The following is a 24430-nucleotide window of genomic DNA, read 5'->3' as shown; positions in this document are numbered from 1 at the left end:
CTACGTAACTAACTGGCGAGTAACCTTCGATTCGGGATCAGAGTAAAGGCCCGAGGACCGGCGCGTAAGAGCTTGCAGGGCCCCGCTTCATAACGAACGGGTCCACGCGCCGACGGCGCGTGGACCCGTTAGATGCACAGAGCAGCTACTCGCTGCGCTCCCCTGCGGCCCGGCTACTTCTTCTTGCTGGAGGACTCGTCGCTCGACAGGACGGCGATGAAGGCCTCCTGCGGCACCTCCACCGAGCCGACCATCTTCATGCGCTTCTTGCCTTCCTTCTGCTTCTCCAGCAGCTTCCGCTTACGGGAGATGTCACCGCCGTAGCACTTGGCGAGGACGTCCTTGCGGATGGCGCGGATGGTCTCGCGGGCGATGACCCGGGAGCCGATCGCGGCCTGGATCGGCACCTCGAAGGCCTGGCGCGGGATGAGCTCGCGCAGCTTGGCGACGAGCCGCACACCGTAGGCGTACGCGGCGTCCTTGTGGGTGACGGCGGAGAACGCGTCGACCTTGTCGCCGTGCAGCAGGATGTCGACCTTGACCAGGCTGGAGGCCTGCTCGCCCGTGGGCTCGTAGTCGAGGGAGGCGTAACCGCGCGTCTTCGACTTCAGCTGGTCGAAGAAGTCGAAGACGATCTCGGCGAGGGGGAGGGTGTAGCGGATCTCGACCCGGTCCTCGGAGAGGTAGTCCATGCCGATCAGCGTGCCGCGACGGGTCTGGCACAGCTCCATGATCGCGCCGATGAACTCGCTGGGAGCGAGGATCGTGGCGCGCACGACGGGCTCGAAGACGTCATCGATCTTGCCCTCGGGGAACTCACTCGGGTTGGTGACCGTGTGCTCGCTGCCGTCCTCCATGACCACGCGGTAGACCACGTTGGGGGCGGTGGCGATGAGGTCGAGCCCGAACTCGCGCTCGAGCCGCTCACGGATCACGTCGAGGTGCAGGAGGCCCAGGAAGCCGACGCGGAAGCCGAAGCCGAGGGCGGCGGAGGTCTCCGGCTCGTAGACGAGCGCGGCGTCGTTGAGCTGGAGCTTGTCGAGGGCCTCGCGGAGGTCCGGGTACTCCGAGCCGTCCAGCGGATAGAGGCCCGAGAACACCATCGGCTTGGGGTCCTTGTAGCCGCCGAGCGCCTCGGTCGCGCCCTTGTTCAGGGAGGTGATCGTGTCACCGACCTTGGACTGACGGACGTCCTTCACACCGGTGATGAGGTAGCCGACCTCGCCGACACCGAGCCCGTCGGACGCGGTCATCTCGGGAGACGAGACGCCGATCTCGAGGAGCTCGTGGGTGGCGCCGGTCGACATCATCTTGATGCGCTCGCGCTTGTTGAGCTGGCCGTCGACCACTCGCACGTACGTCACGACGCCCCGGTACGAGTCGTACACGGAGTCGAAGATCATCGCGCGGGCGGGCGCGTCGGCGACGCCGACCGGGGCGGGGACGTCCCGGACGACCCGGTCGAGCAGCGCGTCGACACCGACACCGGTCTTCGCGGAGACCTTGAGGACGTCCTCCGGCTGGCAGCCGATGAGGTTGGCGAGCTCCTCTGAGAACTTCTCCGGCTGGGCGGCCGGCAGGTCGATCTTGTTCAGCACGGGAACGATGGTCAGATCGTTCTCCATCGCCAGGTACAGGTTGGCGAGCGTCTGCGCCTCGATGCCCTGGGCCGCGTCGACCAGCAGGACCGTGCCCTCACAGGCCGCGAGCGAACGCGAGACCTCGTACGTGAAGTCGACGTGCCCCGGGGTGTCGATCATGTTCAGGATGTGCGTGCGACCCTCACCCTGCCCGTCGGTCGGGGCCCACGGCAGACGGACCGCCTGGGACTTGATCGTGATGCCGCGTTCCCGCTCGATGTCCATCCGGTCGAGATACTGGGCACGCATCTGCCGCTGGTCGACCACACCGGTGAGCTGGAGCATCCGGTCGGCGAGCGTGGACTTGCCGTGGTCGATGTGCGCGATGATGCAGAAGTTGCGGATCAGAGCCGGGTCGGTACGGCTCGGCTCGGGCACGTTGGTAGGAGTCGCGGGCACGCAGGGTCTCGTCTCGGGGCGATGTCGGATCGATACGTAGGCTCCATGGTCCCATGCCCGCCGCCCTGCGCCCGGTTTGGGCGGCCCCGAGAGTGACTGATACTGTGGACAGCTGTGCCTCGTGTGCCCTCTCAGCTGCGAGTCACACTCCAGAAGGAACATCGAACCTGTAAAGGCTCTTTCGTGGCGAACATCAAGTCCCAGATCAAGCGGAACAAGACCAACGAGAAGGCGCGCCTGCGCAACAAGGCCGTCAAGTCGTCGCTCAAGACCGCGATCCGCAAGGCCCGTGAGGCTGTCGCCGCCGGCGACCTCGAGAAGGCCACCGTTGCCACTCGCGCCGCCTCGCGTCAGCTCGACAAGGCTGTCTCGAAGGGTGTCATCCACAAGAACGCCGCCGCCAACAAGAAGTCGGCGCTGGCGATCAAGGTTTCCTCCCTCCAGGGCTGAGCTCTGATGTAACCGGTCGTACGGGACCCAGCGGGCCCTCTCTCCCGCTCCCGCCCGACCACCAGGACTCGCACGCGGACGCGTTCGCCACGCGGGTGCGAGCCCACCCAGCTGTACGCCGAAGGCCCCGCCGCCTCCACCCCAGGAGCCGGCCGGGGCCTTCGCCGCACCCCCACCCCTACGCGCAGCCGCCCCCGGGCGCGGGGCCACGGCACGCGCAGCCGCGACGGGGGCGGGGACGCGGCCGTACGAACGCCACGCGAAGCCGCCGTGAAGTGCACGCACCCCGGAAACCCGGGCGAAGCCGCAGCAGGACCCAGGCAGAGGCCGGACCAGCGCGGCAGCCAACCCCGGCTGGCCACATACCGCCACGAAGCCACGGCACGTGGCGCAGCCCAACGGTGCACGGCGCGAAACCACGGCATGGGGCGCAGCCCAACCCGGGCGCCATACCGGCGCGGAGCCACGGCACGGGCGCAGCCCAGTTGTGCGCGGCGCGAAGCCGCCGCAGGGGTTCGGGGCGCAGCCCCATCGTGCGCGGCGCGAAACCGGCAGGGGGGGGCGCAGCCCCATCGTGCGCGGCGCGAAACCGGCAGGGGGGGCGCAGCCCCATCGTGCGCGGCGCGAAGCCGCCGCAGGGGTTCGGGGCGGAGCCCCGGGGACCTCAGCCCCACCAGCCCCCGGCAGGGTTTCGGGAAGGGGCGGGGTGGGGGAATCAACCGTCCCGGCGCAACGCACCCGCACCCGCACCCGGCCCCGCACCAAGACCCACCGCCCCCCTACCTCCGCAGCCGCGCCGCCCGCGCCACCGCCACCACCGCCTTCTCCAGGGCGTACTCCGGGTCGTCGCCCCCGCCCTTCACCCCCGCGTCCGCCTCCGCGATCGCCCGCAGCGCGAGGGACACCCCGTCCGGGGTCCATCCCCGCATCTGCTGCCGCACGCGGTCGATCTTCCACGGCGGCATGCCCAGCTCCCGCGCCAGATCCGCCGGCCGCCCGCCCCGCGCCGACGAGAGCTTGCCGATCGCCCGTACGCCCTGCGCGAGCGCGCTCGTGATGAGCACCGGCGCCACTCCGGTCGAGAGCGACCAGCGCAGCGCCTCCAGGGCCTCCGCGGCCCGCCCCTCCACGGCCCGGTCGGCCACGTTGAAGGACGAGGCCTCCGCGCGGCCGGTGTAGTAGCGCCCGACGACCGCCTCGTCGATCGTCCCGTCGACGTCCGCCGTCAGCTGCGCGCACGCGGACGCCAGCTCCCGCAGGTCGCTGCCGATCGAGTCCACCAGCGCCTGGCACGCCTCCGGCGTCGCCGCGCGCCCGAGCGCCCGGAACTCCTGCCGTACGAACGTCAGCCGTTCCGCCGGCTTCGTCGTCTTCGGGCAGGCCACCTCCCGCGCCCCCGCCTTGCGCGCGGCGTCGAGCAGGCCCTTGCCTTTCGCGCCGCCTGCGTGGAGCAGGACGAGCGAGATGTCCTCGATCGGGTCGTCGAGGTAGGCCTTGACGTCCTTGATCGTGTCGGCGGAGAGGTCCTGCGCGTTCCGCACGACCAGGACCTTGCGCTCGGCGAAGAGCGAGGGGCTGGTCAGCTCCGCCAGCGAGCCGGGCTGGAGCTGGTCGGAGGTGAGGTCGCGCACGTCCGTGTCGGCGTCGGCGGCCCTCGCGGCCGCCACCACCTCCTGGACGACACGGTCGAGGAGCAGGTCCTCCTGCCCCACCGCGAGCGTCACGGGGCCGAGGAGGTCGTCGGGGGAAGTCTTTCTGGTGGCCATCGCGATCCAGCATCCCACGGGCCACCGACAGCCCTGCCCGACAACCGTGCCCGACAATCCCACCCGACAACCGCACCCGTCGGCTACGCCCGACAGCCATGCCCGAGAATGACCGAGTGAGCGAACGACGACACGTACTCGTACTCCCCGACCGCGACGCCGCCGAGGAGGTCGCCGAGGAACTCTCCGACCGTTTCGGCGTGGCCGAGGCACCGCAACTCGTCCGGGACGCCCTGGCCGGTGAGGACGACGCCGAGGACGCCCAGTGGCTGGTGGTCGTCGAGGACCCGGAGGGCCGACTCGACGCGGCGGCGCTCGACGAGTTCGCCGCCGAGCACGAAGGCTGGCTGGAAGCCCCGTAACGACGCGCGCTTCGGCACGATCCGGCCGTTCGGCGATTCGTTCAGCGACTCCGCATCAAGGATTCGGCTGCGCGACGACCGGCAGCTCGTCGAGCGCGATGCCGAACAGATCCCGGTACGCGCCCCGCACCTCCTCGTCCCCGTCGAGCACCCGCTCGACGCGCTCCCCGTGGGCGCGGGTGATCAGCTTCCGGTCGCTGAGGGTGATCCGTCCCTCCTCCGTGAGGAGGGAACAGACGAGGGACCGCGGGAAGTGCGAGTCGGGCGAGGTCCGGTGGTACCAGGCCCCGGCCGTGAAGTCCGCGAGCTCGCGGGGCCGCAGCTCCAGCCGGTACTGCGGCTTCCCGTCCCGCAGCACCTCCAGATCGCCGTCGGCCGCCTCCTGCACGCGGAACCGGCCGCCCGGGTCCTCCTGGTCCCCGCGCTCGTCGAAGGCCAGCGGGTAGTGGCTGTGGTCGCCGAAGCCGACGTCGGCCAGCCACCGCTCCCCGTCGGCCGTCTCCACGAGGAGCGCCATGTGGTCGTACGGGATCCCGAGCTTCCCCTCCTCGTCGACGACGCGTGCCTGGAGCAGTGACACCCGGTAGCCGAGCTCCCGCAACAGGACCGCGAACGTGGTGTTGATCTCGTAGCAGAAGCCGCCCCTGTGGCCGCCGACGACCTTGTCGACCAGCGCCTTCTCGTCCAGGACGATGTCCTCGCCAAGGTGGATCGAGAGGTTCTCGAAGGGCACGCTCAGCAGGTGCCGCACATGCAGTTCGCGCAGGGCCTCGGCGTCAGCGCGCAGGGGCCGCCGCGCGCCGATCCGCGCCAGATAGGCACCCGCGTCCGGGAGCGCGGGCGCGACGAGGTCAGGCGCGGCAAGGCCGGGCGCAGCCGCGGTGGGGGCCGTCGGGGCAGGGGCATCCGTTGCGTCACTCATGCGGCCAGTCTCCCTCCTCTCGCGGCATCACAACGCCCCCACCGGGGTCGACTCCTCACCCCTCGTGGGCAGTTCGCGCATCCGCGCCAGCGGCGAGGGCAGCAGCCAGAGCACGGCGAAGACGGCTCCTGCGGTGGCGATCCACAGCGTCGGGCGCAGCCCGATCGCGGTGCCGAGCAGGCCTCCGGCGAGTGCGCCGAGGGGACGGAAGCCGTGGTTGAGCGTGCGATACGCGCCCATGACCCGGGCCCGTATCGCATCGGGGATCGCCGCCATCTGGAACGATCCCGCCGCGATGTCCACGATCATCACCCCGGCGCAGGAGAGGAACTCCGCCGCGAAGAGCACGGCCACCACCAGCGGCAGCGGCCCGTCGGCCAGGGGTATCAGGAGCAGGGGCAGCGTGAACCCGAGGAAACCGGTCACGAGCGAGGCGCCGACGCCGATCCGCCGGACGACCGCTCCGCTGCACGCCGCTCCGATGAGACCGCCCACCGCACCGGCGCCGAGGATCAGGCCGAGCAGTCCGGCGCCGATGCCGAGTTCGGCGGTCGCGTAGAGCACGAAGAGGGTGTGGAACATGTAGTTGAAGAACTGGACCGTGCCGGAGGCGGAGAACAGCGCGCGCATCGAACGGTCCCGGACCACCCAGCGCATCCCCTCGGTGAAGTGCCCCTTGGCCACGGCGGCCGGCGGAGGTTCGACCGCCTTGACCCGGGCCAGGTAGCCGGCCGACACCACATAGGTGAGGGCGTCGGCGACCAGGGCGAAGGGCGCGGTGAGGACTTGTACGAGGACGCCGCCGATCCCGGGTCCCGCGAGCCAGGACATCGAGCGGCTTCCGTTGACCAGCGAGTTCGCCTGTACGTACCGCTCGGTGGGGACGAGTGCCACGAGGAGCGTGGCGTTGCAGACCTCGAAGAGCACCGTGAGCGCGCCGATCCCGAAGGCCACCGCGTACAGCTGACCAAGTGTCAACGCGTCGAGCGCGTACGCCACCGGGAGCGTCAGCATCAGCGCCGCCCGCCCGAGGTCGGCGACGATCATCACGCGTCTGCGGCGGGCCTGCCGGTCCGCCCAGGCGCCGAGCGGCAGGTTGAGCAGGAGGGCGGGGAGGAGTTCGGCGGTCTTGAGCCAGCCCATCTCGGCGGCGTCCGCGCCGAGGATCAGGACGGCGGCGAGCGGGATGGCGATGAGCGAGATCTGGTCCCCGACGAGCGAGACGGTCTGCCCGGTCCAGTAGCGACGGAAGGTCCGCTCGCGCAGCAGTGCCGGTATGCGTTCCACGAGGGCCATCTCGCTCACTCCTCTTCGGGTTCTTGGCGGTGGGGGACGTCCTGCTCCAGGTAGGCGATCCGCAGGACGCTGACGGCCCGGGCGCCCTCGGGCCTGAGGGACGGGTCGGACTCGCGCCCCTCGAAGGCGCGGAGCAGCTCCTCGATCCGCTCGCCGAGACCGGTCAGCTCCTCAGGAGTGAGGTAGAGCAGGTAGTCGCTGAACTGCTCGGCCTCCCGCCACTCCCTCGGCAGCGTGTGCCGGCGCTCGATGGCCCGGGTGACGCGCTCGAAGTAGCGCTCGGTGACGGCGGCCGTCAGGGCGCCGGCGGCCTCCGCGACCGTGTCGTCCTCGCTGTACTCCGGCCACTCCGTGTACCGGGCGGTGGTCCGCCAGGGCTTCTCCCGCCCCCGGCCCCCCGGCGCCTCCTCCACGAGGCCGTACTTGGCGAGTATCCGCAGGTGGTAGGAGCAGCTGGCCACGGACTCGCCGGTCAGTTCGGCGGCCTTGGTGGCGGTGAAGGGGCCGCTGCTGCGCAGCAGTCCCACCAGGGACATCCGCAGGGGGTGGGCGTAGGCGCGCAGGGCGCGCGGGTCGGTGAGGCGGATGCTGCGGGGCTGCTCGCCCTCGGGTCGCGGTTCGCTGATCTCCGGCATAATGAAAAGCTATCTTTAGAAAGACTTCTTTACAAGGACTTCTTTACATCGACTCGCCTCCCTCACTCCGATGGCTCACCCTCCCCTCGGTACGGCCACGAGCCCGCGCCCCGCACCCACCACCGCGATCGCCCCGTCCTCGTCCGTCCGCAGCACCCGCGCCCCGCCGGCCCGCAACGCCTCCACGGTCCGGGGCGACGGGTGTCCGTACGGGTTGTCGCGCCCTGTCGACACCAGCGCGAGGCGCGGCCGCGCCGCCCACATCAGCCCCGGGTCCTGGTGCGCGGACCCGTGGTGGGCGACCTTGAGGACGTCCACCGGGCCCAGCCCAGGACTGCTCCTCAGCAACGCGCGCTGAGCCGGTGGTTCGAGGTCGCCGAGGAGCAGCAGACTCACCCCTCCGGCAGCACGGACGAGGAGCGTGACACTGGCGTCGTTCGCCCCACCGGCCGACCCTCCGCCCGACCCGCCGGAACCCGCCGGCGGCCACAGCACCCGCCACTCCAGGACCCCGATCCTCCGCTGCTCCCCCGATCCCGCACGGATCAACGGCACCCCCGCGGCGGCCGCGATCCGCCGCACGAACGCGGCCTGGGCCGGCGGTTCTTCGAGCCCCGTGGTCTGGATCGCCCCCACCGACCGCCCCCGCAGCACCCCCGTCAGCCCTGCCACGTGGTCGGCGTGGAAATGCGTGAGCACCAGCAAAGGCACCCGCCGCACCCCGAGCTCCCGCAGACAGCGGTCCACCGGTACGGGATCGGGGCCGGCGTCCACCACGACGGCCGCGTCCCCGCCCGCCGCCAGCACCGTCGCGTCCCCCTGCCCCACCTGGCACATCGCGAACACCCAGCCCGGCGGCGGCCACCCGGTGGCCCACCGTGCCAGCGGCACGGGCCGGACGACCACGAGGAGAAGCAGCCCGGCGACGAGCGCGACGGCCCACCCCCGGTGCGGCAGTCTGCGCGCCCCGAGCAGCACGAGCCCCGTGAGCAGCGCGAGGACCAGCCCGCCCCACCACCCGCCGGGCCAGGCCAGCTGGGCTCCCGGCAGCTCCCCGCCCGCGCGGGCCACCCCCGCGATCCACCCGGCCGGCCATCCCGCCACCCACGCCACCCCCGCCGCGGCCGGCTCCCACACCTGCGCCAGGGCCAGCGCGGCGAACCCGAGCACTGTCGCGGGCGCGACAGCCAGTTCGGCGAAGAGGTTCGCGGGAATCGCGACCAGACTCACCCGGGCGGCGAAGACCACCACGACCGGCGCGCACACCGCCTGCGCCGCGAGGGCCGCCGCCAGCGCTTCCGCGAGCCGCCCAGGCACCCGGCGCCGCCGCAGCGCCTCACTCCACCGCGGAGCGACCGTCAGCAGGGCCCCGGTGGCCAGGACCGAGAGCAGGAACCCGTAACTCCGCGCCAGCCAAGGGTCGTAGAGCACCAGAAGCAGGACGGCGGTGGCCAGGGCCGGGATCAGCGATCTCCGACGCCCCGTGCCGATCGCCAGGAGGACGACGAGCCCGCAGGCCGCCGCGCGCAGCACGCTCGGATCGGGTCGGCAGACGACCACGAAGGCCAGCGTCAGCGCTCCCCCGGCCACCGCGGTCGCCCGCAGCGAAAGACCGAGCCGGGGAGCGAGCCCGCCCCGCTCCACCTGGTGCGCCCGCCCGGGCCGCCCCACGAGCAGCAGCAGCACGACGGAGAGATTGCTGCCGGAGACCGCGAGGAGATGGGTGAGGTCGGTGGCCTCGAAAGCGTCCCGCAGTTCGGGGCCGATCCTGGAGGTGTCCCCGACGACCAGCCCGGGCAGCAGGGCCCGCGCGTCCGGAGCGAGCCCCTCGGTCGCTCTCCGCAGCCCGGCCCGCAGCTCGCCCGCCGTGCGTTGCGGAGCGCTCGGCGCACCGACGATCCGCGGCGGCCCCTTCCCATCGACCTTGAGCACCGCGGCGAACGGCTCACCGGAGCGCAGCGGCGGCGCCAGCCGGGCTCCGACCCGCAGCCGGGTCGAGGGAAGGAGCCGCAGCCACTCCTCCCGGCCCTCCCCTGGCGGCACGATCAGCAGCACCGGCGTACGCGTCCGGTGCGCCGCACCGTCCGACCGCTCGACGCGGGTCACCTCTCCGTCGAGGACGACCGAGACCGGCGCCATCGCGTTGCCCCGCACCCGGGGCCGGGTGAGCCGTGGATCAGAGGTCACGGTGACCTCCATCTGCGCCCGGACGTACTCCCGCGCCAGGGCAGGCACGGGACCGCGCCGCAGATCCGCCGCGTGCAGCCCCGCCGAGGCCGCCCCGGCCGCGGCACAGAGCAGGACCCCCGCACACGCGGTCGCCCGCAACCGCCACCCCGGCGACACCGGAGGGGTCCCCGGCACGTCCGGCTCCCCTCCTGAAGCACCCCGGGAACCACCCGCACCGCCGAGCCGCCGGGCCAGGCCCGGAGCCAGCAGGACGGCCGCCCCCACCAGGCAGAGGGTGACCCCGGCCACCGTCCACCACCCGGCGACGCCCACGGCACAGGCGGCGGCCGCCCAGGCCGCCAGCGCGAGGGGCACGAGCCGCAGGTCGGCCGGCCCCTCCGTCCCGGCCCGGTTCACGGCCGGACCAGGGGTTCGAGGTCGGCGAACCGGCGCTCCCCGATGCCGTTGACCTCCCGAAGCTCGGCGACCGACCGGAAACCGCCCTGCTCCGTGCGATGGTCCACGATGTGCCGGGCGAGGACGGGACCGACGCCTGGCAGGGTGTCGAGCTGTTCCACGGTGGCCGCGTTGAGACTCAGCGGCGGCCCCGGCCCACCGGCCCCGGAGCCGGGACCGGAACCGCCCACCGGCAGCCCGGGCACTCCCGGCAGCCCGACCAGGACCTGCTCGCCGTCCATGAGGACGCGGGCCCGGTTGATCCCGGTGAGATCGGCCCCGGGTTCCGCTCCGCCCGCGGCCCGCAGCGCGTCCGCCACCCGCGAGCCCGCGGGCAGGGTCAGCACCCCGGGCCTGCGCACCTTGCCGCCGACGTCGACGACGACCTTCGCCCCACCCGCCCCGGGCCCGGGACCCCGCTCGCTCCCCGGCCCGGCCCGCGCCACGGATGCGGCGGGCGTGGCCGCCACGGGGGCGGCACGGACGATCTCGGGGGCCCGTACCGGCTCCGGCCGTCCCGTCCAGAAGTACCCGCCGGCGAGGCCCGCGGCCGCGAGCAGGATCACGGTCAGCGCGGCCAGCGCCCTCGGTTCGAGCCCGCAGCACGTCTGCACCCACAGCGGAGTCCGCTCCCGTAACGCCGCCGCCAGCCGCTCGCGCGCCCGGGTCGGAGAACCACGCTCCGGCGCCTCCGGCGCCTCAGGCCGCCCCATAGCCGGCACCGAGGGCGCCGGCTGTGCAGGCCGCGCCGCCGGCGGGAACAGGGCGTCCCCCCGCCGCCGCACGACGGCCCCGGGCACCTCGGAGACCCGGCGCACCCTGGTGCGCCTCCGAGCCCGCCCAGGAGGCGCGCCGCGCCCTCCGGGACGGCTGCGTCCGTCCGAACCCGGCGCCCTCCCGGGCCCGCTCGTCGGAGCCCCCGGCCTGTCCGCGACTCCGGTGGTGATCGATGCGATACGTGTACGAAGTGCCATGCTCGTGACGGTAGAGATCACGACCGCCCCGTGCGGGACTCACCCAAGTCCCGTGGAAAAGACTCCGGTTGTGGATATCTCCGTCACTCGTACGGGGAGGCGAGGACGCTCAGCGCGGCGAGACGACGACCGCGAGCAGCCCCGGGCCCGTGTGCGCGCCGATGACCGCCCCCACCTCGCTGACGTGGAGTTCCTCGATGCCGGGGATCCGCTCCCTGAGCCGGTCGGCCAGCACGGCGGCCCGCTCCGGCGCGGACAGGTGGTGCACGGCGATGTCGACGGCACCGGAGCCGGCCCGCTCCACGGCGATCTCTTCCAGGCGCGCGATGGCCTTCGAGGCCGTCCGCACCTTCTCCCGGAGCTCGATACGCCCCCCGTCGAGTTCCAGGAGGGGCTTCACCGCGAGCGCGGAGCCGAGCAGCGCCTGCGCGGCGCCGATGCGCCCGCCCCTGCGCAGATAGTCGAGCGTGTCGACGTAGAAGTAGGCGGAGGTTCCCGCGACGCGCTTCTCCGCGGCCGCGACCACCTCGTCGAGGGAGCCGTCCGCCTCCGCGACCTCCGCCGCGGCCAGGGCGCAGAAGCCCAGCGCCATGCCGACCATGCGGGTGTCCACCACGCGCACCGGCACGGGGGCGTCCTTCGCCGCGAGCACGGCGGCGTCGTACGTCCCGGAGACCTCGGCGGACAGATGGAGCGAGACGATCCCCCGCGCCCCCGCCTCCGCCGCCTCGCGGTAGGCCTCGGCGAAGGTCTCGGGGCTCGGTCGCGAGGTGGTGACGGGCCGCCGCTTCTGGAGGGCCTCGGCGAGCGACCGGGCCGAGATCTCGGTGCCCTCCTCCAGCGCGCGGTCGCCGATGACGACGGTCAGCGGGACCGTCGTGATGGCGTGCCGCTCCCTCGCCTGGGGTGGCAGGTAGGCCGTGGAATCGGTGACGATCGCGACATGCCGGGACATGAGCGGGAGGTTACCCGCCGAAGCCCCGGCACGGCAGCCCGGCCCCCGCCGGACGCCCCCCACGTCCCTCCCGGCACCACGAACACCGGGGGCCTGGAAGGATCAGATCAGATCAGGTGGTGGTCTCCGGGCGGGCCGACTTCTCCCACGGGTAGGCCGTGCGCCGGGGATCACGCGCCGTGATCGCGGGCGGCTCGTCCCCGGCCTGCGGGCCCGCCGTCCCGGCGGGGCTCCCCCACTCTTCCGCGGCACCCGACTCCGGCGCCGTCTCCGGAACGTCCCAGTGACGCAGGGCGCCCGCCTCGACGTCGATCTGGGCGCTCAGCGACGACAGATCGTCCTCGGCGAACTTCAGCGCCCGGTCCCGGGCAGCCCGGCGCAGCGCGTCGGCCGACCCCGTGATCTGCTCGGTCCGGCGCGCGAGCTCGGGAAGCTGTCCGGCCACCCACGCCTTGTCCGGCTCCCGCTCCATGCGCTTGAGGTCCTCGTCCAGCTCGAGCCCGTGCGCGCTGAGCCGGTGGAACAGGTCGAGCGACTCCTTCAGCGAGGCGTCCTCGCCGACGCCCGCCTGCAACGCCTCCTGCGTGGCCCGCATCGAGGTGCGCAGCGAGAGCCGCATCTTGGCCAGCTCGCCCGCGACCCCGGCCTGACCGAAGCTCTTGGCCCGCAGCGTGGTGTCCTCCACCGTGCGCCGGGCCTGGTCCAGGGTGCGGTCCACCCCGCGCTTGGCCGCCCTGGCCACCTTCACGGTGGCGTAGACCCCGAGCGCCACGAAGGCGAAGAAGAGCAGCGCCATGATCGTGATAATCGCGGCAGCTTCCATGTCCGCCCCTCCGGCATCCGTCGAGTCCCCACGACTGTGGTTCCTCCACCGTAAACGGAACGGGCAGGCCAGTGGTTCCATCGGAACCCCTAACCTGCCCGTAGGGGAAACCCCCCATACCTCCGTCAGCCGTCAGCCGGCGACGATGTTGACCAGCTTCGGCGCGCGGACGATCACCTTGCGGATCTCCGCGCCGCCCAGCGCCCCGACCACGTGCGGGTCGGCCAGCGCCAGCGCCTCCAGCTCCGCGTCCGTGATCGACGGGGAGACCTCCAGGCGGGCCTTGACCTTGCCCTTGATCTGCACGACGCAGGTCACGGCCTCGTCGACGACGTACGCCGGGTCGGCGACCGGGAAGCCCTGGTGGACGACCGACTCGGTGTGGCCCAGCTTGCGCCACAGCTCCTCGGCGATGTGCGGGGCCAGCGGGGCGACCAGCAGCACCAGCTGCTCGGCGACCTGCCGGGACAGCGCGCCACCGGTCTTCGTCAAGTGGTTGTTCAGCTCGGTGACCTTGGCGATGGCGGTGTTGAAGCGCATCGCCGCCATGTCCTGCGCGACACCGTCGATCGCCTTGTGCAGGGCGCGCAGCGTGTCCTCGTCGGCGGCGGTGTCGACGACGGTGACCTCACCGGTCGACTCGTCGACGACGTTGCGCCACAGCCGCTGCAGCAGCCGGTACTGGCCGACCACGGCGCGCGTGTCCCAGGGACGCGAGACGTCCAGCGGGCCCATCGCCATCTCGTACAGGCGCAGGGTGTCGGCGCCGTACTCGGAGCAGATCTCGTCCGGCGTCACCGCGTTCTTCAGGGACTTGCCCATCTTGCCCAGGACGCGGCTGACCTTCTCGCCCTCGTACCAGAAGGCGCCGTCCCGCTCCTCGACCTCGGCCGCCGGCACGGCGATCCCGCGGGCGTCCCGGTAGACGAAGGCCTGGATCATGCCCTGGTTGTACAGCTTGTGGAACGGCTCGGCCGAGGAGATGTGGCCCAGGTCGAACAGCATCTTGGACCAGAAGCGCGCGTACAGCAGGTGCAGGACGGCGTGCTCGGCGCCGCCGACGTACAGGTCGACGCCACCGGTCGGCATGCCCTCGCGCGGGCCCATCCAGTACTGCTCGACGGCCGGGTCGACCAGCTTCTCGGAGTTGCGCGGGTCCAGGTAGCGCAGCTCGTACCAGCAGGAGCCGGCCCAGTTGGGCATGGTGTTGGTCTCGCGGCGGTAGCTCCGCGGACCCGCCCCGTCGCCCAGGTCCAGGGTGACGTTGACCCAGTCCTCGTTACGGGACAGCGGGGTCTCCGGCTGGGTGTCCGCGTCGTCCGGGTCGAAGGTGCGCGGCGAGTAGTCCTCGACCTCCGGCAGCTCCAGCGGCAGCATCGACTCGGGCAGCGAGTGCGCGACGCCGTCCTCGTCGTAGACGATCGGGAAGGGCTCGCCCCAGTACCGCTGTCGGCTGAACAGCCAGTCGCGCAGCCGGAAGTTGACGGTGCCCTCGCCGATGCCGCGGTCGGCCAGCCAGGAGGTGATCTTCGCCTTGGCGTCGACGACGCCCAGACCGTCCAGCGAGATCTCGCCGTTGGCCGAGTTGACCAGCTTCGCCTCGTACGAGGCGAAGGCGTCGTCCCAGACCGACGGGTCCGTGCCGCGGTCGTCCGACGGCTCGACGACGCAGCGCATCGGCAGCTCGAAGGCGCGCGCGAAGGCGAAGTCGCGGGTGTCGTGCGCCGGGACGGCCATGATGGCACCGGTGCCGTAGCCCATCAGGACGTAGTCGGCGATGAAGACCGGGACCTGCTCGCCGCTGACCGGGTTGGTCGCGAACGCGCCGGTGAAGACGCCGGTCTTGTCCTTGGCCTCGGCCTGACGCTCGACGTCGGACTTGGAGGCGGCCTGCTTGCGGTAGGCGTCGACGGCCTCGGACGGGGTGGCGTGTCCGCCGGTCCACACGTCGTGGGTGCCCTCGGGCCAGACGGCCGGGACGATCGTCGCGGCGCCGTCGACCAGGGGGTGCTCCGGAGCCAGGACCATGTAGGTGGCGCCGAACAGGGTGTCCTGGCGGGTGGTGAAGACGGTGATCGCGCCGGTGTCGCCGACCTGGAAGTCGACGCGGGCGCCCTCGGAGCGGCCGATCCAGTTCCGCTGCTGCAGCTTGATGGCCTCGGGCCAGTCCAGCGCGTCCAGGTCGTCCAGCAGGCGGTCCGCGTAGGCGGTGATCCGCATGTTCCACTGGCGCAGCTTGGACTTGAAGACGGGGAAGTTGCCGCGCTCGGAGCGACCGTCGGCGGTGACCTCCTCGTTGGCCAGGACCGTGCCCAGGCCGGGGCACCAGTTGACGGGCGCGTCGGACGCGTACGCCAGGCGGTACTCGCTCAGGATGTCGGAGCGCTCGGCGGCGGTCAGCTCGCTCCACGCGCGCGTGCCGGGGACCTCGCGCGTGCCGTTCTCGAACTGCGCGATCAGCTCGGCGATCGGACGGGCCTTACCGGCCTCGTCGTCGTACCAGGAGTTGAAGATCTGCAGGAAGATCCACTGGGTCCACTTGTAGTACTCCGGGTCGATCGTGGCGAACGACCGGCGCTTGTCGTGGCCCAGGCCCAGCCGGCGCAGCTGGACCTTCATGTTCTCCATGTTGGCCTCGGTGGACACGCGCGGGTGCGTGCCCGTCTGCACGGCGTACTGCTCGGCCGGCAGGCCGAAGGCGTCGAAGCCCAGGGTGTGCAGCACGTTGTGACCGGTCATGCGCGCGTGGCGGGCGTAGACGTCCGTGGCGATGTAGCCGAGCGGGTGGCCGACGTGCAGGCCCGCACCCGAGGGGTACGGGAACATGTCCATGATGAACTTCTTGGGACGGGCGGCGACCTCGGGGTCGCCCGCCAGGTCACCGGAGGGGTTCGGCGCCTCGTACGTGCCCTCGGCGTCCCAGAAGTCCTGCCAGCGTGCCTCGATGTCGGCGGCCATGGCTGCCGTGTAGCGATGCGGGGCCGCCGTCTCGGCGGTCGTATTGATCTCGGTCATGGTCCTTGAAGCTCCATCGATCGTCTCTGCCCACTGCCACGAACTGCCGCTAAATGAAAAAGCCCCTCGCACAGGAGGGGAAGCCGCGCCGACTCCGGCGGGATGACGGTCGACGGGGCGACGGTCATGCGCCGGGACTGATCAGCGCGGCTCGGTAAGCAGGAGGCGTACGGCACGCATGGCGCCAGGGTACCGCAGCGCCCGCACGGGCCGCACCGGCATTCCACGCGTGGACACACGAAGAAGCGGGCCACCCGATCCGGGTGACCCGCTTCCTTTCTGTGGAGCTAAGGAGAATTGAACTCCTGACCTCCTGCATGCCATGCAGGCGCTCTACCAACTGAGCTATAGCCCCTTGCTGTTTTCCGTCTCCGTTTCGGTTTCCCTCGCGGCGACAGACAGAACATTAACCGGCTCCCCGGCAGATCTCCAAATCGATTCTCCGACCCCCTCCGACCTGCCCGGTAGGGTCGCCGACTGTGTCCGTCTCCGTGCTCTCCAGAACCCGCGCCCGGCCCTGGCCCCTGGCCACCGCCGCGGCTGTCTGCCTGCTCTCCTTCGTGTCCTTCTGGGTGGCGCAACGCCTCGCCCACGTGAACATGCTCGACGTGATGGTCTACCGGGCCGAGGGCGAGACGGTACGGGCCGGCGGAGACCTCTACGCGATGCGCGCCACCTCGGCGGACCTCGCGATGACCTATCCGCCGTTCGCGGCCCTGTTGTTCGTCCCGCTGACCCTGGTGAGCGTCCCCGTGATGCGGACGCTCGCGACCGCGGGGAACCTGCTCCTGGTGATCGCCCTGGTCCAGCTGTCGATCCAGCTGGTCCGCCCGGCGCTGTCCCGGACGGACCTGTGGCGTACGACGCTGTGGGTCGCCGCGGCCGTGGTCTGGTGCGAGCCTGTGTGGACGACTCTGCGGTACGGCCAGATCAACCTGCTCATAGCGGTGGCGGTCCTCTGGGACCTCACGCGCCGCGAGGGCAGCCGCTGGGCCGGACTGGGCATCGGTCTCGCGACAGCGGTAAAGCTCACACCGGGGCTCTTCGTGGTCCTGCTGCTGGCCGCCGGTCTGCTGCTGTGGCGCCGGGACCGCGGCTGGAACCAGTGGCTGCGCACGGGAGTGACGGCGACCGGGGTGTTCCTGGCGACGACGCTGGCCGTGGCGCTGGCCCTGCCGGCGGACTCGAAGAAGTTCTGGACGGAGACGCTCTTCGCGACCGGCCGGGTCGGCTTCGCCGAGGAGACCGCGAACCAGTCCATCAGCGGCGTCCTGGCCCGGCTGATGCACACGGACTCCCCGGGCATCTGGTGGGTGCTGACCGCCGCCGTCATGGGCGGTGCGGCGATGTTCCTCGCGGTACGGGCCGCCGTCCGCGGCGACAAGGCGGTGGCCGTGATCATCTGCGCGTTCACGGCGCTGATGATCAGCCCGATCTCCTGGTCCCACCACTGGGTCTGGTGCGTGCCCCTGCTGATCCTGCTCGCGGACCGCGCCACGCGCGCGTGGCCGGTGACCGGTGTGGTGGCCGTGGCCTTCACGTCGTTCGCGCTGTGGTGGGTGCCGCACGACCCCGGCCGTCCCGAACTGGACCAGAACGCGGGCCAGATGCTGCTGTCCGCCGTCTATCCGCTGACGGCTACGGCCCTGCTCGTGGCGTACGTGCTGGCGGAACGGCGTCAGGCTCGGGATCAGGCTCTGGCGAAGGAGTAGAACCGCTTGAGGGTGCAGTGCTCGTCGAGGAGCCGGCCGTAGATCGGCTCCCCCTCCAGCTCGCGGTACGTCTCGATGGGGTCGCCTTTTATGATCAGCGCCCGCGCGCACTCCTCGCACCAGTACTGGAACTCGGGATTGACGGGGTCCATGTCGCGCACGATGGGCGTACCACTGCCGCACCAGTCGCATTTCCGCCTGTGTGCACCCATCAGTCAGCTCCAGCTGTGGCCGCAGGCCGTGCACCCATAGGACACCCTGCCGTTGTCGCCGAGCACTTGGGTCACCCTCCCGTCCGGATCCTCGTCCCCCTCCGGCCGTCCGATTCTGCCATGGCCCCGCAAGGGGGTCAGCGCGCTCGCCGGGGCAGCCCGGCCAGGGCGCCCACGACCGCCGCGGCGGCCAGGGCGAGGGCGGTCGCCCACAACGCGTCGGCGGACCCCTGCGCTCCGGTGGTCGTCAGCCGCCCCAGGAAGACGGTGCCGAAGACGGCGACCCCCGTGAGCTGGCCGAGCTGGGTGACGGTGGCGAGCAGTCCACTGGCATCGGCCGCGTCCCCGGGCCGTACGGTGGCCAGCGCGCCGGTCAGGGCGGGGCTGAAGGCCAGGGCGATGCCCACACCCACTCCGCACAGGGCCGGGTAGAGCGCCCAGCCGCCGGTGCCGCCGTCCGCGAGGGACAGGCCGAGGGCGAGTACGGCGGCCGCCGCGAGCAGGAATCCGCCCGGGATCAGCGCGCGTTGCGTCCGGGCCGGCCAGCGCCGCCAGGTCAGTCCGACGACGCCGAACGCGACGGCGGCGGGACCGAAGGTGAGCCCGGCGCGCAGGGCGCTGTGGCCGAGCCCGCCCTGCAGGTGCAGGGTGAGGGTGAACAGGAACCCGGCGTTGACGCCCATCGCCACGGCGATCCGGAGGACCGCCCGCCCCATGCCGGGAACGCGCAGGACGCGCGGGGCGATGAGGGGCGCGCCACCACGCCGGGCGAGCCCCGCTTCGTACGCGCCGAACACGGCGAGGAGCACCAGGGAACCGCCGAGCGAGACCCACGACCACAGCGGCCAGTCCTGCTCCTCCCCGAGGACCAGGGGGACGGTCAGCAGGGACACGGCGGCCGCGAGGAGCAGCAGTCCCGGCAGGTCGAGGCCGCGGGCGCGCCCGGGCCCGCCGGGGGCGTCGCGCGGGAGGGTCCGGGCGCCGAGGACGAGCAGGGCGAGCCCGATCGGCACATTGACCAGGAAGACCGGTCGCCAGCCCATGCCGAACAGGTCGGCGCTGACGAGGACGCCGCCGACGACCTGGCCGGCGGCGGCGCCGGTGGCCAGGACCGCGGAGTAGGCGCCGAGCGCCCTGACCCGGTTCTCGCCGGTGAAGTTCCGCTGGATGAGGCTGAGCACCTGCGGGATCATCAGGGCGGACCCGGCGCCCTGGACCAGCCGGAAGGCGATCAACTGGCCGGTTCCGGCGGCGAGTCCGCAGGCCAGCGAGGCCGCGGTGAAGAGGGCGAGGCCGCCGAGGTACATCCGGCGGTGGCCGAGCAGGTCGCCGAGGCGTGCGCCGGTGATGAGCAGCACCGCGTAGGTGATGGTGTATCCGGCGACGACGAGCTGAAGCCCGGCTCCGGACGCGGAGAGTTCGGTGCGGATGGTGGGGGCGGCGACGTTGACGATGAAGACGTCGAGGAGTGCCATGAACTGGGCGGCCAGCACCACTCCGAGCAGCGGTCCGGGGCGATTGTCGGTGCCGGCGTCTTTACTGAGTACGGGACGTGTTGTGGTCGAGGGCATGCGAGCAGCGTGCCCTCGGTCTGATACGGGTAACGAGAGCCCGCCGATACGGGTACTGACACCACCTGGCAACGGCGGCACGGGGACTCGACCATGGGGGTGTGACGACTTTGGCAGCTGTACCGATCCAGCCGCGCCGACGGCCTGAGCTGGCCTCGTTCCTGCGCAGCCGCAGGGCCCGGGTGACCCCGGAGGACGTCGGCATGCCGCCGGGCCTCCGCCGTCGCACACCGGGGCTGCGCCGCGAGGAGGTCGCCCAGCTCTCCGGGGTCGGCGTGACCTGGTACACGTGGCTGGAGCAGGGCCGCCCGATCAACGCCTCGGCGCAGGTGCTCGACGCCGTCGCCCGTACGCTCCGCCTCGACCGGCCCGAGCGCGAGCACCTCTACCACCTCGCCGAGGTGCCGTACGCGCCCGGCCACACCACCCCCGACGTCGAGGTCGTCAGCCCCGAGATCCAGGGCATCCTCGACGCCCTGGACCCGCACCCGGCGGTGCTCTACAACGCGCGGTACGACGTGCTGGCGACCAACACCACCTACGAGCGGCTCTTCCTGTGGGAGGGAAGCCGGATGGACACGGGCCCGTTCGGTTTACGCAACGTGCTGTGGGCGTTGTTCACGGCGCCGGAGCCGACGTGCCCCCTGGTCAACCGGGAGCAGGAACTGCCGCTGATGGTGGCCCAGCTGCGGGGCGCCTACGGACGGCATGTGGGCGAGCCTTCCTGGGAGGCGTTCGTCCGGCGCCTGGCGGAGGCCAGCCCGCTCTTCGCGCGGCTGTGGCGGAGCGGCGACGTCGTCCCGCCGGGGACCCGGGTGAAGACCTTCCGTCACGAGGCGGTCGGCGAGATGCGGATGACCTCGGTCTCCCTGTCCGTCAACGGGATGCCGGAGTGCCGGATCGTGACGTACACGCCCAACGACGAGGAGAGCCGCCGCGCGATCCGGGGGCTGGGCGGAAACGACGAATCCCGCCCCCTGTCGGGGACGGGATTCGGTGACTGTGGAGCTAAGGAGAATTGAACTCCTGACCTCCTGCATGCCATGCAGGCGCTCTACCAACTGAGCTATAGCCCCTCGTGTTCTTCGCGCTCTGCGCTGCGAACAAGAAGAACTTTAGCCTGTGACCTGCCGGAAAGTGAAATCCGGGTCCGGCAGGCCGCTCACGTGCCTCAGTCGTCGTCGCCGAGGACCGGCTCGGGCAGCGTGCCCGCGTTGTGCTCCATCAGGCGCCAGCCACGGGCGCCCTCTCCGAGGACGGACCAGCAGCAGTTGGAGAGCCCGCCCAGGCTCTCCCAGTGCTGGGCCTCCAGGCCCAGGAGTCGGCCGATGGTGGTGCGGATCGTGCCGCCGTGGCTCACGACGACGAGCGTGCCGTCCTCGGGAAGCTTCTCGGCGTGTCCGAGGACCACCGGAGCGGCCCGGTCGGCCACCTCGGTCTCCAGCTCGCCGCCGCCCCGGCGCACGGGCTCGCCGCGCTTCCAGGCGGCGTACTGCTCGCCGTACCGGGCGATGATCTCGTCGTGGGTCAGCCCCTGCCACTCCCCCGCGTACGTCTCGCGCAGCGCGGAGTCGTGGGCGACGGTGTGGCCGGTGAGCACGGCGAGCTCGGCGGCGGTGGCCGCCGCCCGCTTCAGGTCGGAGGCCACGACGGCGTCCGGCTTCAGCGCGGCGAGCAGCCGGGCGGCCCGGCGCGCCTGGGCGACGCCGGTCTCCGTCAGCTCGATGTCCGTCGACCCCTGGAACCGGCGCTCCAGATTCCAGGAGGTCTGGCCGTGACGCCAGAGGACGATACGGCGGCCGCTGCCGCCCTTGGTGGTGCTCAGCTCAGCTCACCGTCCGGTCCCTCGGGCAGGCCGGAGCCGGCGTCGATGTCGGCACCGGTCAGGGCGGCGTGCTCGGCCGCCTTGCCGCGGGTCTTCAGGGCTTCCTCGGGCAGCGGGAGCTCGGGGCAGTCCTTCCACAGGCGCTCGAGCGCGTAGAAGACACGCTCCTCGCTGTGCTGGACGTGGACGACGATGTCGACGTAGTCCAGGAGGATCCAGCGGGCGTCGCGGTCGCCCTCGCGGCGCACCGGCTTGGCGCCGAGGTCCTTGTTGAGCCGCTCCTCGATCTCGTCGACGATCGACTTGACCTGGCGGTCGTTGGGGGCGGAGGCGAGCAGGAAGGCGTCGGTGATCGACAGCACGTCGCTGACGTCGTACGCGATGATGTCGTGAGCGAGCCGGTCGGCAGCCGCCAGAGCGGCGGCGTTGACGAGCTCGATGGAGCGATCCGTAGCGGTCACAAGCAGGCTTTCGTCGGCGGTCCAGTACCCCTCCAGGGTCTCACGGACCGCCGACGCCGCCGCCAACGTTTACCGGGGGCCGCTATCGGGCCTCCGGGACCTTGTAGTCCTGGCCCAGGACGACGGTCACCGCGGCCGTTCCCGAGGGCTTGCCCTTGGCGACCGAGCCGGCCGGGAGACCCAAGGTCTTGGCCACCTCGGCCGCCGTCGCCTTCTGGGCCTCGTCACCGTAGATGACCTGCGACTTCTCCTGGGTGTCCGTCTCGGATCCGCCGATGAAGGCGTAGCCGCCGTTGATCAGGACGACCCGGACCGCCTCGGTCGCGTCCTTGCCGGATCCGTCCCGCAGGGAGACCCGCGGCACATCGCCGGCGTCGGGGGCGGAGACCTTGCCGCCGAGGATGTCCTTCACCACGCTGTCGCTCGCACCCTCGGTCAGCGTGCCGTCCTGCGCGACCGGCAGCAGGGCCGTCTTGTGGGCGCCGATCTTGGCGTGCTCGGCGAGCTTGGCGAGGGACGCGCCGAGGTCCTTCTCGGGGAGCGACGGGTCGAGGATCTGGACCAGGGACTCGACGGTGACCGTGGCGGCCTTGGGGTCGTCGGAGATCTTCCGCAGCACCCCGTACATGACCTGGCCGAAGCGCTGGAGCTGCTTGGCCTCGGCCTCGCCGGGGGCCCGGTAGGTCGCGTAGGCGACGGCCGCGCGGCCGTTCAGGGTCTGCTTCTCGCCCTTCTGGACGAGCGGCCCCGCACCCTTCCTCGTGTCGGGCACGGCCGTGTCCGTGTCGACCTCGATGCTGCTGACCAGCTCGACGAGGTTCTCCAGGAACGGGGTGTCCAACCGCCAGGTGCCGGTGATCTTCGCACCGAGGAGGTTGCCGATCGCCTCGCGGGTGCCGCCCGAACCGTCTTCCTCGACCGACTTGCCGAGGGTGGTCGCGGAACCCTCTCCGTCGGCAACGGCGAGGTTGTTGGGCAGCAGGATCGTGGTGCCCTGCTTGGTGGTGGTGTTGTCCACGAGCAGGGCGGTGGAGGTCCCGCCGCGCCTCGTGTCGTGGAGGTGGACGACGATCGTGTCGCGCTTCTGCGGGCCGGTCGCCGTGTTCTGCTGCTGCTCCGGGGCGGAGGTGCCGGGGAGCATTCCCGCGGACCAGAGGTAGCCGACACCGCCCACGGCGGCGAGCACGAGGACGACCACGAGCGCGACGATCCGGTTACGGCCTCGCCGCCTGGCCTCCTCGCGCCGCTCCGAGCGGCTCTCGGTGAACTTCAGCCAGTCGATGACGTCCTCGGAGTCCTCGTCGGGCTCCTCGATGAACGAGAACTGCTCGGTCCGGTACTCCCGGTCGTCGTCGTCCTGCCGTGCCGGGCCGGGCCGCTCGGACGCGGGGCGCTGACCGGGGACACCGGCCGGGGCCGCGACGGGAGCGGCGGGCGGGGCCTGCACCGCCTGCGTGGTCGGCATGGCCTGCGTCGTCGGCATCGCCTGCGTGGCCTGTACGGGGGCGGGCTCGGCCCACTGCTGCCCGGTGTCCGTGTCGTACGAGGGGTAGGCGTAGCCCTGCTGCCCGTACGGGTCGTACTGCGGCTGCTGGGCGGGCTGGGCGGGCTGCTGCTGGGCGTAGGGGTCGTAGCCGTACGCCTGCTGCTGCGGCTGCTGCTGACCGCCGTACGGGTCGTAGTGCTGCTGACCGGACTGCTGCGGTGGCTGCGGCTGCTGGTACACCGGCTGCCCGTACTCGTCGTAGCCGATGATCTGCGGCTGCGGATAGTACGGATCGTACGGATTCTGCTGGTCGTTCACCGGTGGCCCTCCCCGAAGCTCACTCGCCGCGGTACAACTGGCGCTTGTCGATGTAGCGCACCACACCGTCCGGGACGAGATACCAGACGGGATCGCCCTGCGCGACCCGCGCCCGGCAGTCGGTGGACGAGATGGCGAGCGCGGGAACCTCGACCAGCGAGACCCCGCCCTTGGGCAGTCCGTCGTCGGTGAGGTCGTGGCCCGGCCGGGTGACGCCGATGAAGTGCGCGAGCGAGAAGAGCTCCTCGGCGTCGCGCCAGGTGAGGATCTGCGACAGCGCGTCGGCCCCGGTGATGAAGAAGAGGTCCGAGTCGCTGTTGAGAGAGCGCAGGTCCCTCAGGGTGTCGATGGTGTAGGTCGCGCCGGGCCGGTCGATGTCGATCCGGCTGACCGAGAACTGCGGGTTGGACGCGGTGGCGATGACCGTCATCAGATAGCGGTCCTCCGCCGCCGACACGGTCTTGTGCCCCTTCTGCCACGGCTGCCCGGTCGGCACGAACACCACCTCGTCGAGGTGGAACAGAGCGGCCACCTCGCTGGCGGCCACCAGGTGACCGTGGTGGATCGGGTCGAACGTTCCGCCCATCACGCCGAGTCGGCGTTTGCCGCGGCCGCCGGTAGACACTTCCTGCTCTCCCATGCGTGCAGAGCCTACTGGCACCGCGGCGGACGCCGGATCAGCGGTCCCGGATCAGCGGTCGCGGTTGAAGCGCGTGGTGATCCACAGCAGCAGGAGCAGCGCACCGAGGGCGCCGAGGCCGGTGAGGTAGGGGTTGAGGCTGTCGTGGTTGCCACCGTGCTCGGCGGCGCCCTCGGCGAGCGTGACCAGGTTGGCGGCGGTGCTGTGGAGGCTCATCGTCAGCAGGACCTATCGATCGGGAATGGGAGCGGAGACTTCGCGCACATCGTATGCGGGCCGTCCGGGCACTCTCACGCCGACTCAGGCGTTCGCGTTGTCGACGATGTTGGTGTCGGTGCCGGCC

21 protein-coding genes and 2 tRNA genes are annotated in these 24430 nt (G+C 71.7%); 4 read left to right on the top strand and 19 right to left on the bottom strand.

The window, feature by feature from the left end; translation table 11 throughout:
• Positions 1–173: 173 nt before the first annotated feature.
• Complete coding sequence (lepA, locus tag ACIBG6_RS11410; protein WP_399222335.1) at positions 174–2039, bottom strand: translation elongation factor 4; 1866 nt, start codon at positions 2037–2039, stop codon at positions 174–176.
• A 183-nt stretch (positions 2040–2222) separates the two neighbouring features.
• Between lepA and rpsT the strand changes: the two genes are divergently transcribed.
• A complete protein-coding gene (gene rpsT, locus ACIBG6_RS11405) occupies positions 2223–2489 on the top strand; it encodes a 30S ribosomal protein S20 (protein WP_317595090.1) in 267 nt (88 codons plus the stop codon).
• Positions 2490–3268: 779 nt separating this feature from the next.
• On the opposite strand, the gene holA is transcribed toward rpsT, so the two are convergent.
• A complete protein-coding gene (gene holA / locus ACIBG6_RS11400; protein WP_317595091.1) occupies positions 3269–4255 on the bottom strand; it encodes a DNA polymerase III subunit delta in 987 nt (328 codons plus the stop codon).
• 98 nt (positions 4256–4353) lie between these two features.
• On the opposite strand from holA, the gene ACIBG6_RS11395 reads away from it, so the two are divergent.
• Positions 4354–4617: a hypothetical protein gene (locus ACIBG6_RS11395; protein WP_399222334.1), complete on the top strand. Its 264-nt coding sequence runs from the start codon at positions 4354–4356 to the stop codon at positions 4615–4617.
• A 55-nt stretch (positions 4618–4672) separates the two neighbouring features.
• On the opposite strand, the gene ACIBG6_RS11390 is transcribed toward ACIBG6_RS11395, so the two are convergent.
• From ACIBG6_RS11390 to ACIBG6_RS11350, 9 genes are all read right to left on the bottom strand, one after another.
• On the bottom strand, positions 4673–5539 hold the full coding sequence (locus ACIBG6_RS11390) for an arylamine N-acetyltransferase (RefSeq protein ID WP_399222333.1): 867 nt from the start codon (positions 5537–5539) through the stop codon (positions 4673–4675).
• A 27-nt stretch (positions 5540–5566) separates the two neighbouring features.
• Positions 5567–6835, bottom strand: coding sequence for an MFS transporter (locus ACIBG6_RS11385; RefSeq protein ID WP_399222332.1), 1269 nt, complete (start codon positions 6833–6835; stop codon positions 5567–5569).
• A gap of 5 nt (positions 6836–6840) precedes the next feature.
• Complete coding sequence (locus ACIBG6_RS11380) at positions 6841–7470, bottom strand: winged helix-turn-helix domain-containing protein (protein ID WP_399222331.1); 630 nt, start codon at positions 7468–7470, stop codon at positions 6841–6843.
• A 75-nt stretch (positions 7471–7545) separates the two neighbouring features.
• Positions 7546–10056, bottom strand: coding sequence for a ComEC/Rec2 family competence protein (locus ACIBG6_RS11375; protein ID WP_399222329.1), 2511 nt, complete (start codon positions 10054–10056; stop codon positions 7546–7548).
• Positions 10053–10808 (bottom strand): helix-hairpin-helix domain-containing protein, encoded by a 756-nt coding sequence (locus tag ACIBG6_RS11370; protein ID WP_399222328.1) that lies wholly within the window; start codon positions 10806–10808, stop codon positions 10053–10055. Before ACIBG6_RS11370 ends, ACIBG6_RS11375 begins: the two co-directional genes overlap by 4 nt.
• A 370-nt stretch (positions 10809–11178) precedes the next feature.
• Positions 11179–12024 (bottom strand): DegV family protein, encoded by an 846-nt coding sequence (locus ACIBG6_RS11365; protein WP_399222326.1) that lies wholly within the window; start codon positions 12022–12024, stop codon positions 11179–11181.
• Positions 12025–12136: 112 nt separating this feature from the next.
• Entirely contained in the window at positions 12137–12847 is a 711-nt protein-coding gene (locus ACIBG6_RS11360) for a hypothetical protein (RefSeq protein WP_399222325.1), read from the bottom strand.
• Between the two features lie 132 nt (positions 12848–12979).
• Positions 12980–15862: a leucine--tRNA ligase gene (leuS, locus tag ACIBG6_RS11355; protein WP_399222324.1), complete on the bottom strand. Its 2883-nt coding sequence runs from the start codon at positions 15860–15862 to the stop codon at positions 12980–12982.
• Positions 15863–16144: 282 nt separating this feature from the next.
• Positions 16145–16217, bottom strand: a tRNA-Ala gene (locus ACIBG6_RS11350).
• Positions 16218–16341: 124 nt separating this feature from the next.
• Here ACIBG6_RS11350 and ACIBG6_RS11345 point away from each other — a divergent pair.
• The gene (locus ACIBG6_RS11345) at positions 16342–17574 is read left to right on the top strand and encodes a glycosyltransferase 87 family protein (RefSeq protein WP_399222323.1); all 1233 of its coding nucleotides are present in this window, start codon (positions 16342–16344) and stop codon (positions 17572–17574) included.
• Here the strand turns inward: ACIBG6_RS11345 and ACIBG6_RS11340 are convergent.
• Together ACIBG6_RS11340 and ACIBG6_RS11335 are read right to left on the bottom strand one after the other, a co-directional pair.
• Positions 17553–17786 carry a hypothetical protein gene (locus tag ACIBG6_RS11340; RefSeq protein ID WP_024756723.1) on the bottom strand — a complete coding sequence of 78 codons (234 nt, stop codon included), beginning with the start codon at positions 17784–17786 and terminating at the stop codon, positions 17553–17555. The two genes, ACIBG6_RS11345 and ACIBG6_RS11340, sit on opposite strands and share 22 nt — an antisense overlap.
• Before the next feature lie 137 nt (positions 17787–17923).
• Positions 17924–19357: an MFS transporter gene (locus tag ACIBG6_RS11335; protein WP_399222322.1), complete on the bottom strand. Its 1434-nt coding sequence runs from the start codon at positions 19355–19357 to the stop codon at positions 17924–17926.
• 101 nt (positions 19358–19458) lie between these two features.
• Here ACIBG6_RS11335 and ACIBG6_RS11330 point away from each other — a divergent pair, with 101 nt between their 5' ends.
• Positions 19459–20379: a helix-turn-helix transcriptional regulator gene (locus ACIBG6_RS11330; protein WP_399222320.1), complete on the top strand. Its 921-nt coding sequence runs from the start codon at positions 19459–19461 to the stop codon at positions 20377–20379.
• Here ACIBG6_RS11330 and ACIBG6_RS11325 read toward each other — a convergent pair.
• The 6 genes from ACIBG6_RS11325 to ACIBG6_RS11300 all read right to left on the bottom strand — a co-directional run bounded on the left by ACIBG6_RS11325 (position 20361) and on the right by ACIBG6_RS11300 (position 24303).
• Positions 20361–20433, bottom strand: a tRNA-Ala gene (locus tag ACIBG6_RS11325). The two genes, ACIBG6_RS11330 and ACIBG6_RS11325, sit on opposite strands and share 19 nt — an antisense overlap.
• A gap of 95 nt (positions 20434–20528) precedes the next feature.
• Complete coding sequence (locus ACIBG6_RS11320) at positions 20529–21182, bottom strand: histidine phosphatase family protein (RefSeq protein ID WP_399222684.1); 654 nt, start codon at positions 21180–21182, stop codon at positions 20529–20531.
• Entirely contained in the window at positions 21179–21643 is a 465-nt protein-coding gene (gene rsfS, locus ACIBG6_RS11315; protein ID WP_024756719.1) for a ribosome silencing factor, read from the bottom strand. Before rsfS ends, ACIBG6_RS11320 begins: the two co-directional genes overlap by 4 nt.
• 82 nt (positions 21644–21725) lie before the next feature.
• Positions 21726–23447 (bottom strand): LCP family protein, encoded by a 1722-nt coding sequence (locus ACIBG6_RS11310; RefSeq protein WP_399222319.1) that lies wholly within the window; start codon positions 23445–23447, stop codon positions 21726–21728.
• Positions 23448–23466: 19 nt separating this feature from the next.
• Positions 23467–24087 (bottom strand): nicotinate-nucleotide adenylyltransferase, encoded by a 621-nt coding sequence (gene nadD / locus ACIBG6_RS11305; RefSeq protein ID WP_317595110.1) that lies wholly within the window; start codon positions 24085–24087, stop codon positions 23467–23469.
• A gap of 51 nt (positions 24088–24138) precedes the next feature.
• Positions 24139–24303 carry a hypothetical protein gene (locus ACIBG6_RS11300; protein WP_399222318.1) on the bottom strand — a complete coding sequence of 55 codons (165 nt, stop codon included), beginning with the start codon at positions 24301–24303 and terminating at the stop codon, positions 24139–24141.
• Between the last annotated feature and the right edge of the window lie 127 nt (positions 24304–24430).

The sequence above is a fragment of the Streptomyces sp. NPDC050842 genome (assembly GCF_044456565.1).
In the GTDB taxonomy this organism is placed as follows: Bacteria; Actinomycetota; Actinomycetes; order Streptomycetales; family Streptomycetaceae; genus Streptomyces.
This window is presented reverse-complemented; position numbering and strand designations above follow the sequence as displayed.

Coding starts and splice junctions, on each gene's coding strand:
- ACIBG6_RS11395 (WP_399222334.1), top strand. CDS start 4,354: ATGCCCGAGAATGACCGAGTGAGCGAACGACGACACGTACTCGTACTC.
- ACIBG6_RS11340 (WP_024756723.1), bottom strand. CDS start 17,786: ATGGGTGCACACAGGCGGAAATGCGACTGGTGCGGCAGTGGTACGCCC.
- ACIBG6_RS11390 (WP_399222333.1), bottom strand. CDS start 5,539: ATGAGTGACGCAACGGATGCCCCTGCCCCGACGGCCCCCACCGCGGCT.
- leuS (WP_399222324.1), bottom strand. CDS start 15,862: ATGACCGAGATCAATACGACCGCCGAGACGGCGGCCCCGCATCGCTAC.
- ACIBG6_RS11360 (WP_399222325.1), bottom strand. CDS start 12,847: ATGGAAGCTGCCGCGATTATCACGATCATGGCGCTGCTCTTCTTCGCC.
- ACIBG6_RS11365 (WP_399222326.1), bottom strand. CDS start 12,024: ATGTCCCGGCATGTCGCGATCGTCACCGATTCCACGGCCTACCTGCCA.
- ACIBG6_RS11380 (WP_399222331.1), bottom strand. CDS start 7,470: ATGCCGGAGATCAGCGAACCGCGACCCGAGGGCGAGCAGCCCCGCAGC.
- ACIBG6_RS11370 (WP_399222328.1), bottom strand. CDS start 10,808: ATGGGGCGGCCTGAGGCGCCGGAGGCGCCGGAGCGTGGTTCTCCGACC.
- ACIBG6_RS11300 (WP_399222318.1), bottom strand. CDS start 24,303: ATGAGCCTCCACAGCACCGCCGCCAACCTGGTCACGCTCGCCGAGGGC.
- nadD (WP_317595110.1), bottom strand. CDS start 24,087: ATGGGAGAGCAGGAAGTGTCTACCGGCGGCCGCGGCAAACGCCGACTC.
- ACIBG6_RS11385 (WP_399222332.1), bottom strand. CDS start 6,835: ATGGCCCTCGTGGAACGCATACCGGCACTGCTGCGCGAGCGGACCTTC.
- holA (WP_317595091.1), bottom strand. CDS start 4,255: ATGGCCACCAGAAAGACTTCCCCCGACGACCTCCTCGGCCCCGTGACG.
- ACIBG6_RS11335 (WP_399222322.1), bottom strand. CDS start 19,357: ATGCCCTCGACCACAACACGTCCCGTACTCAGTAAAGACGCCGGCACC.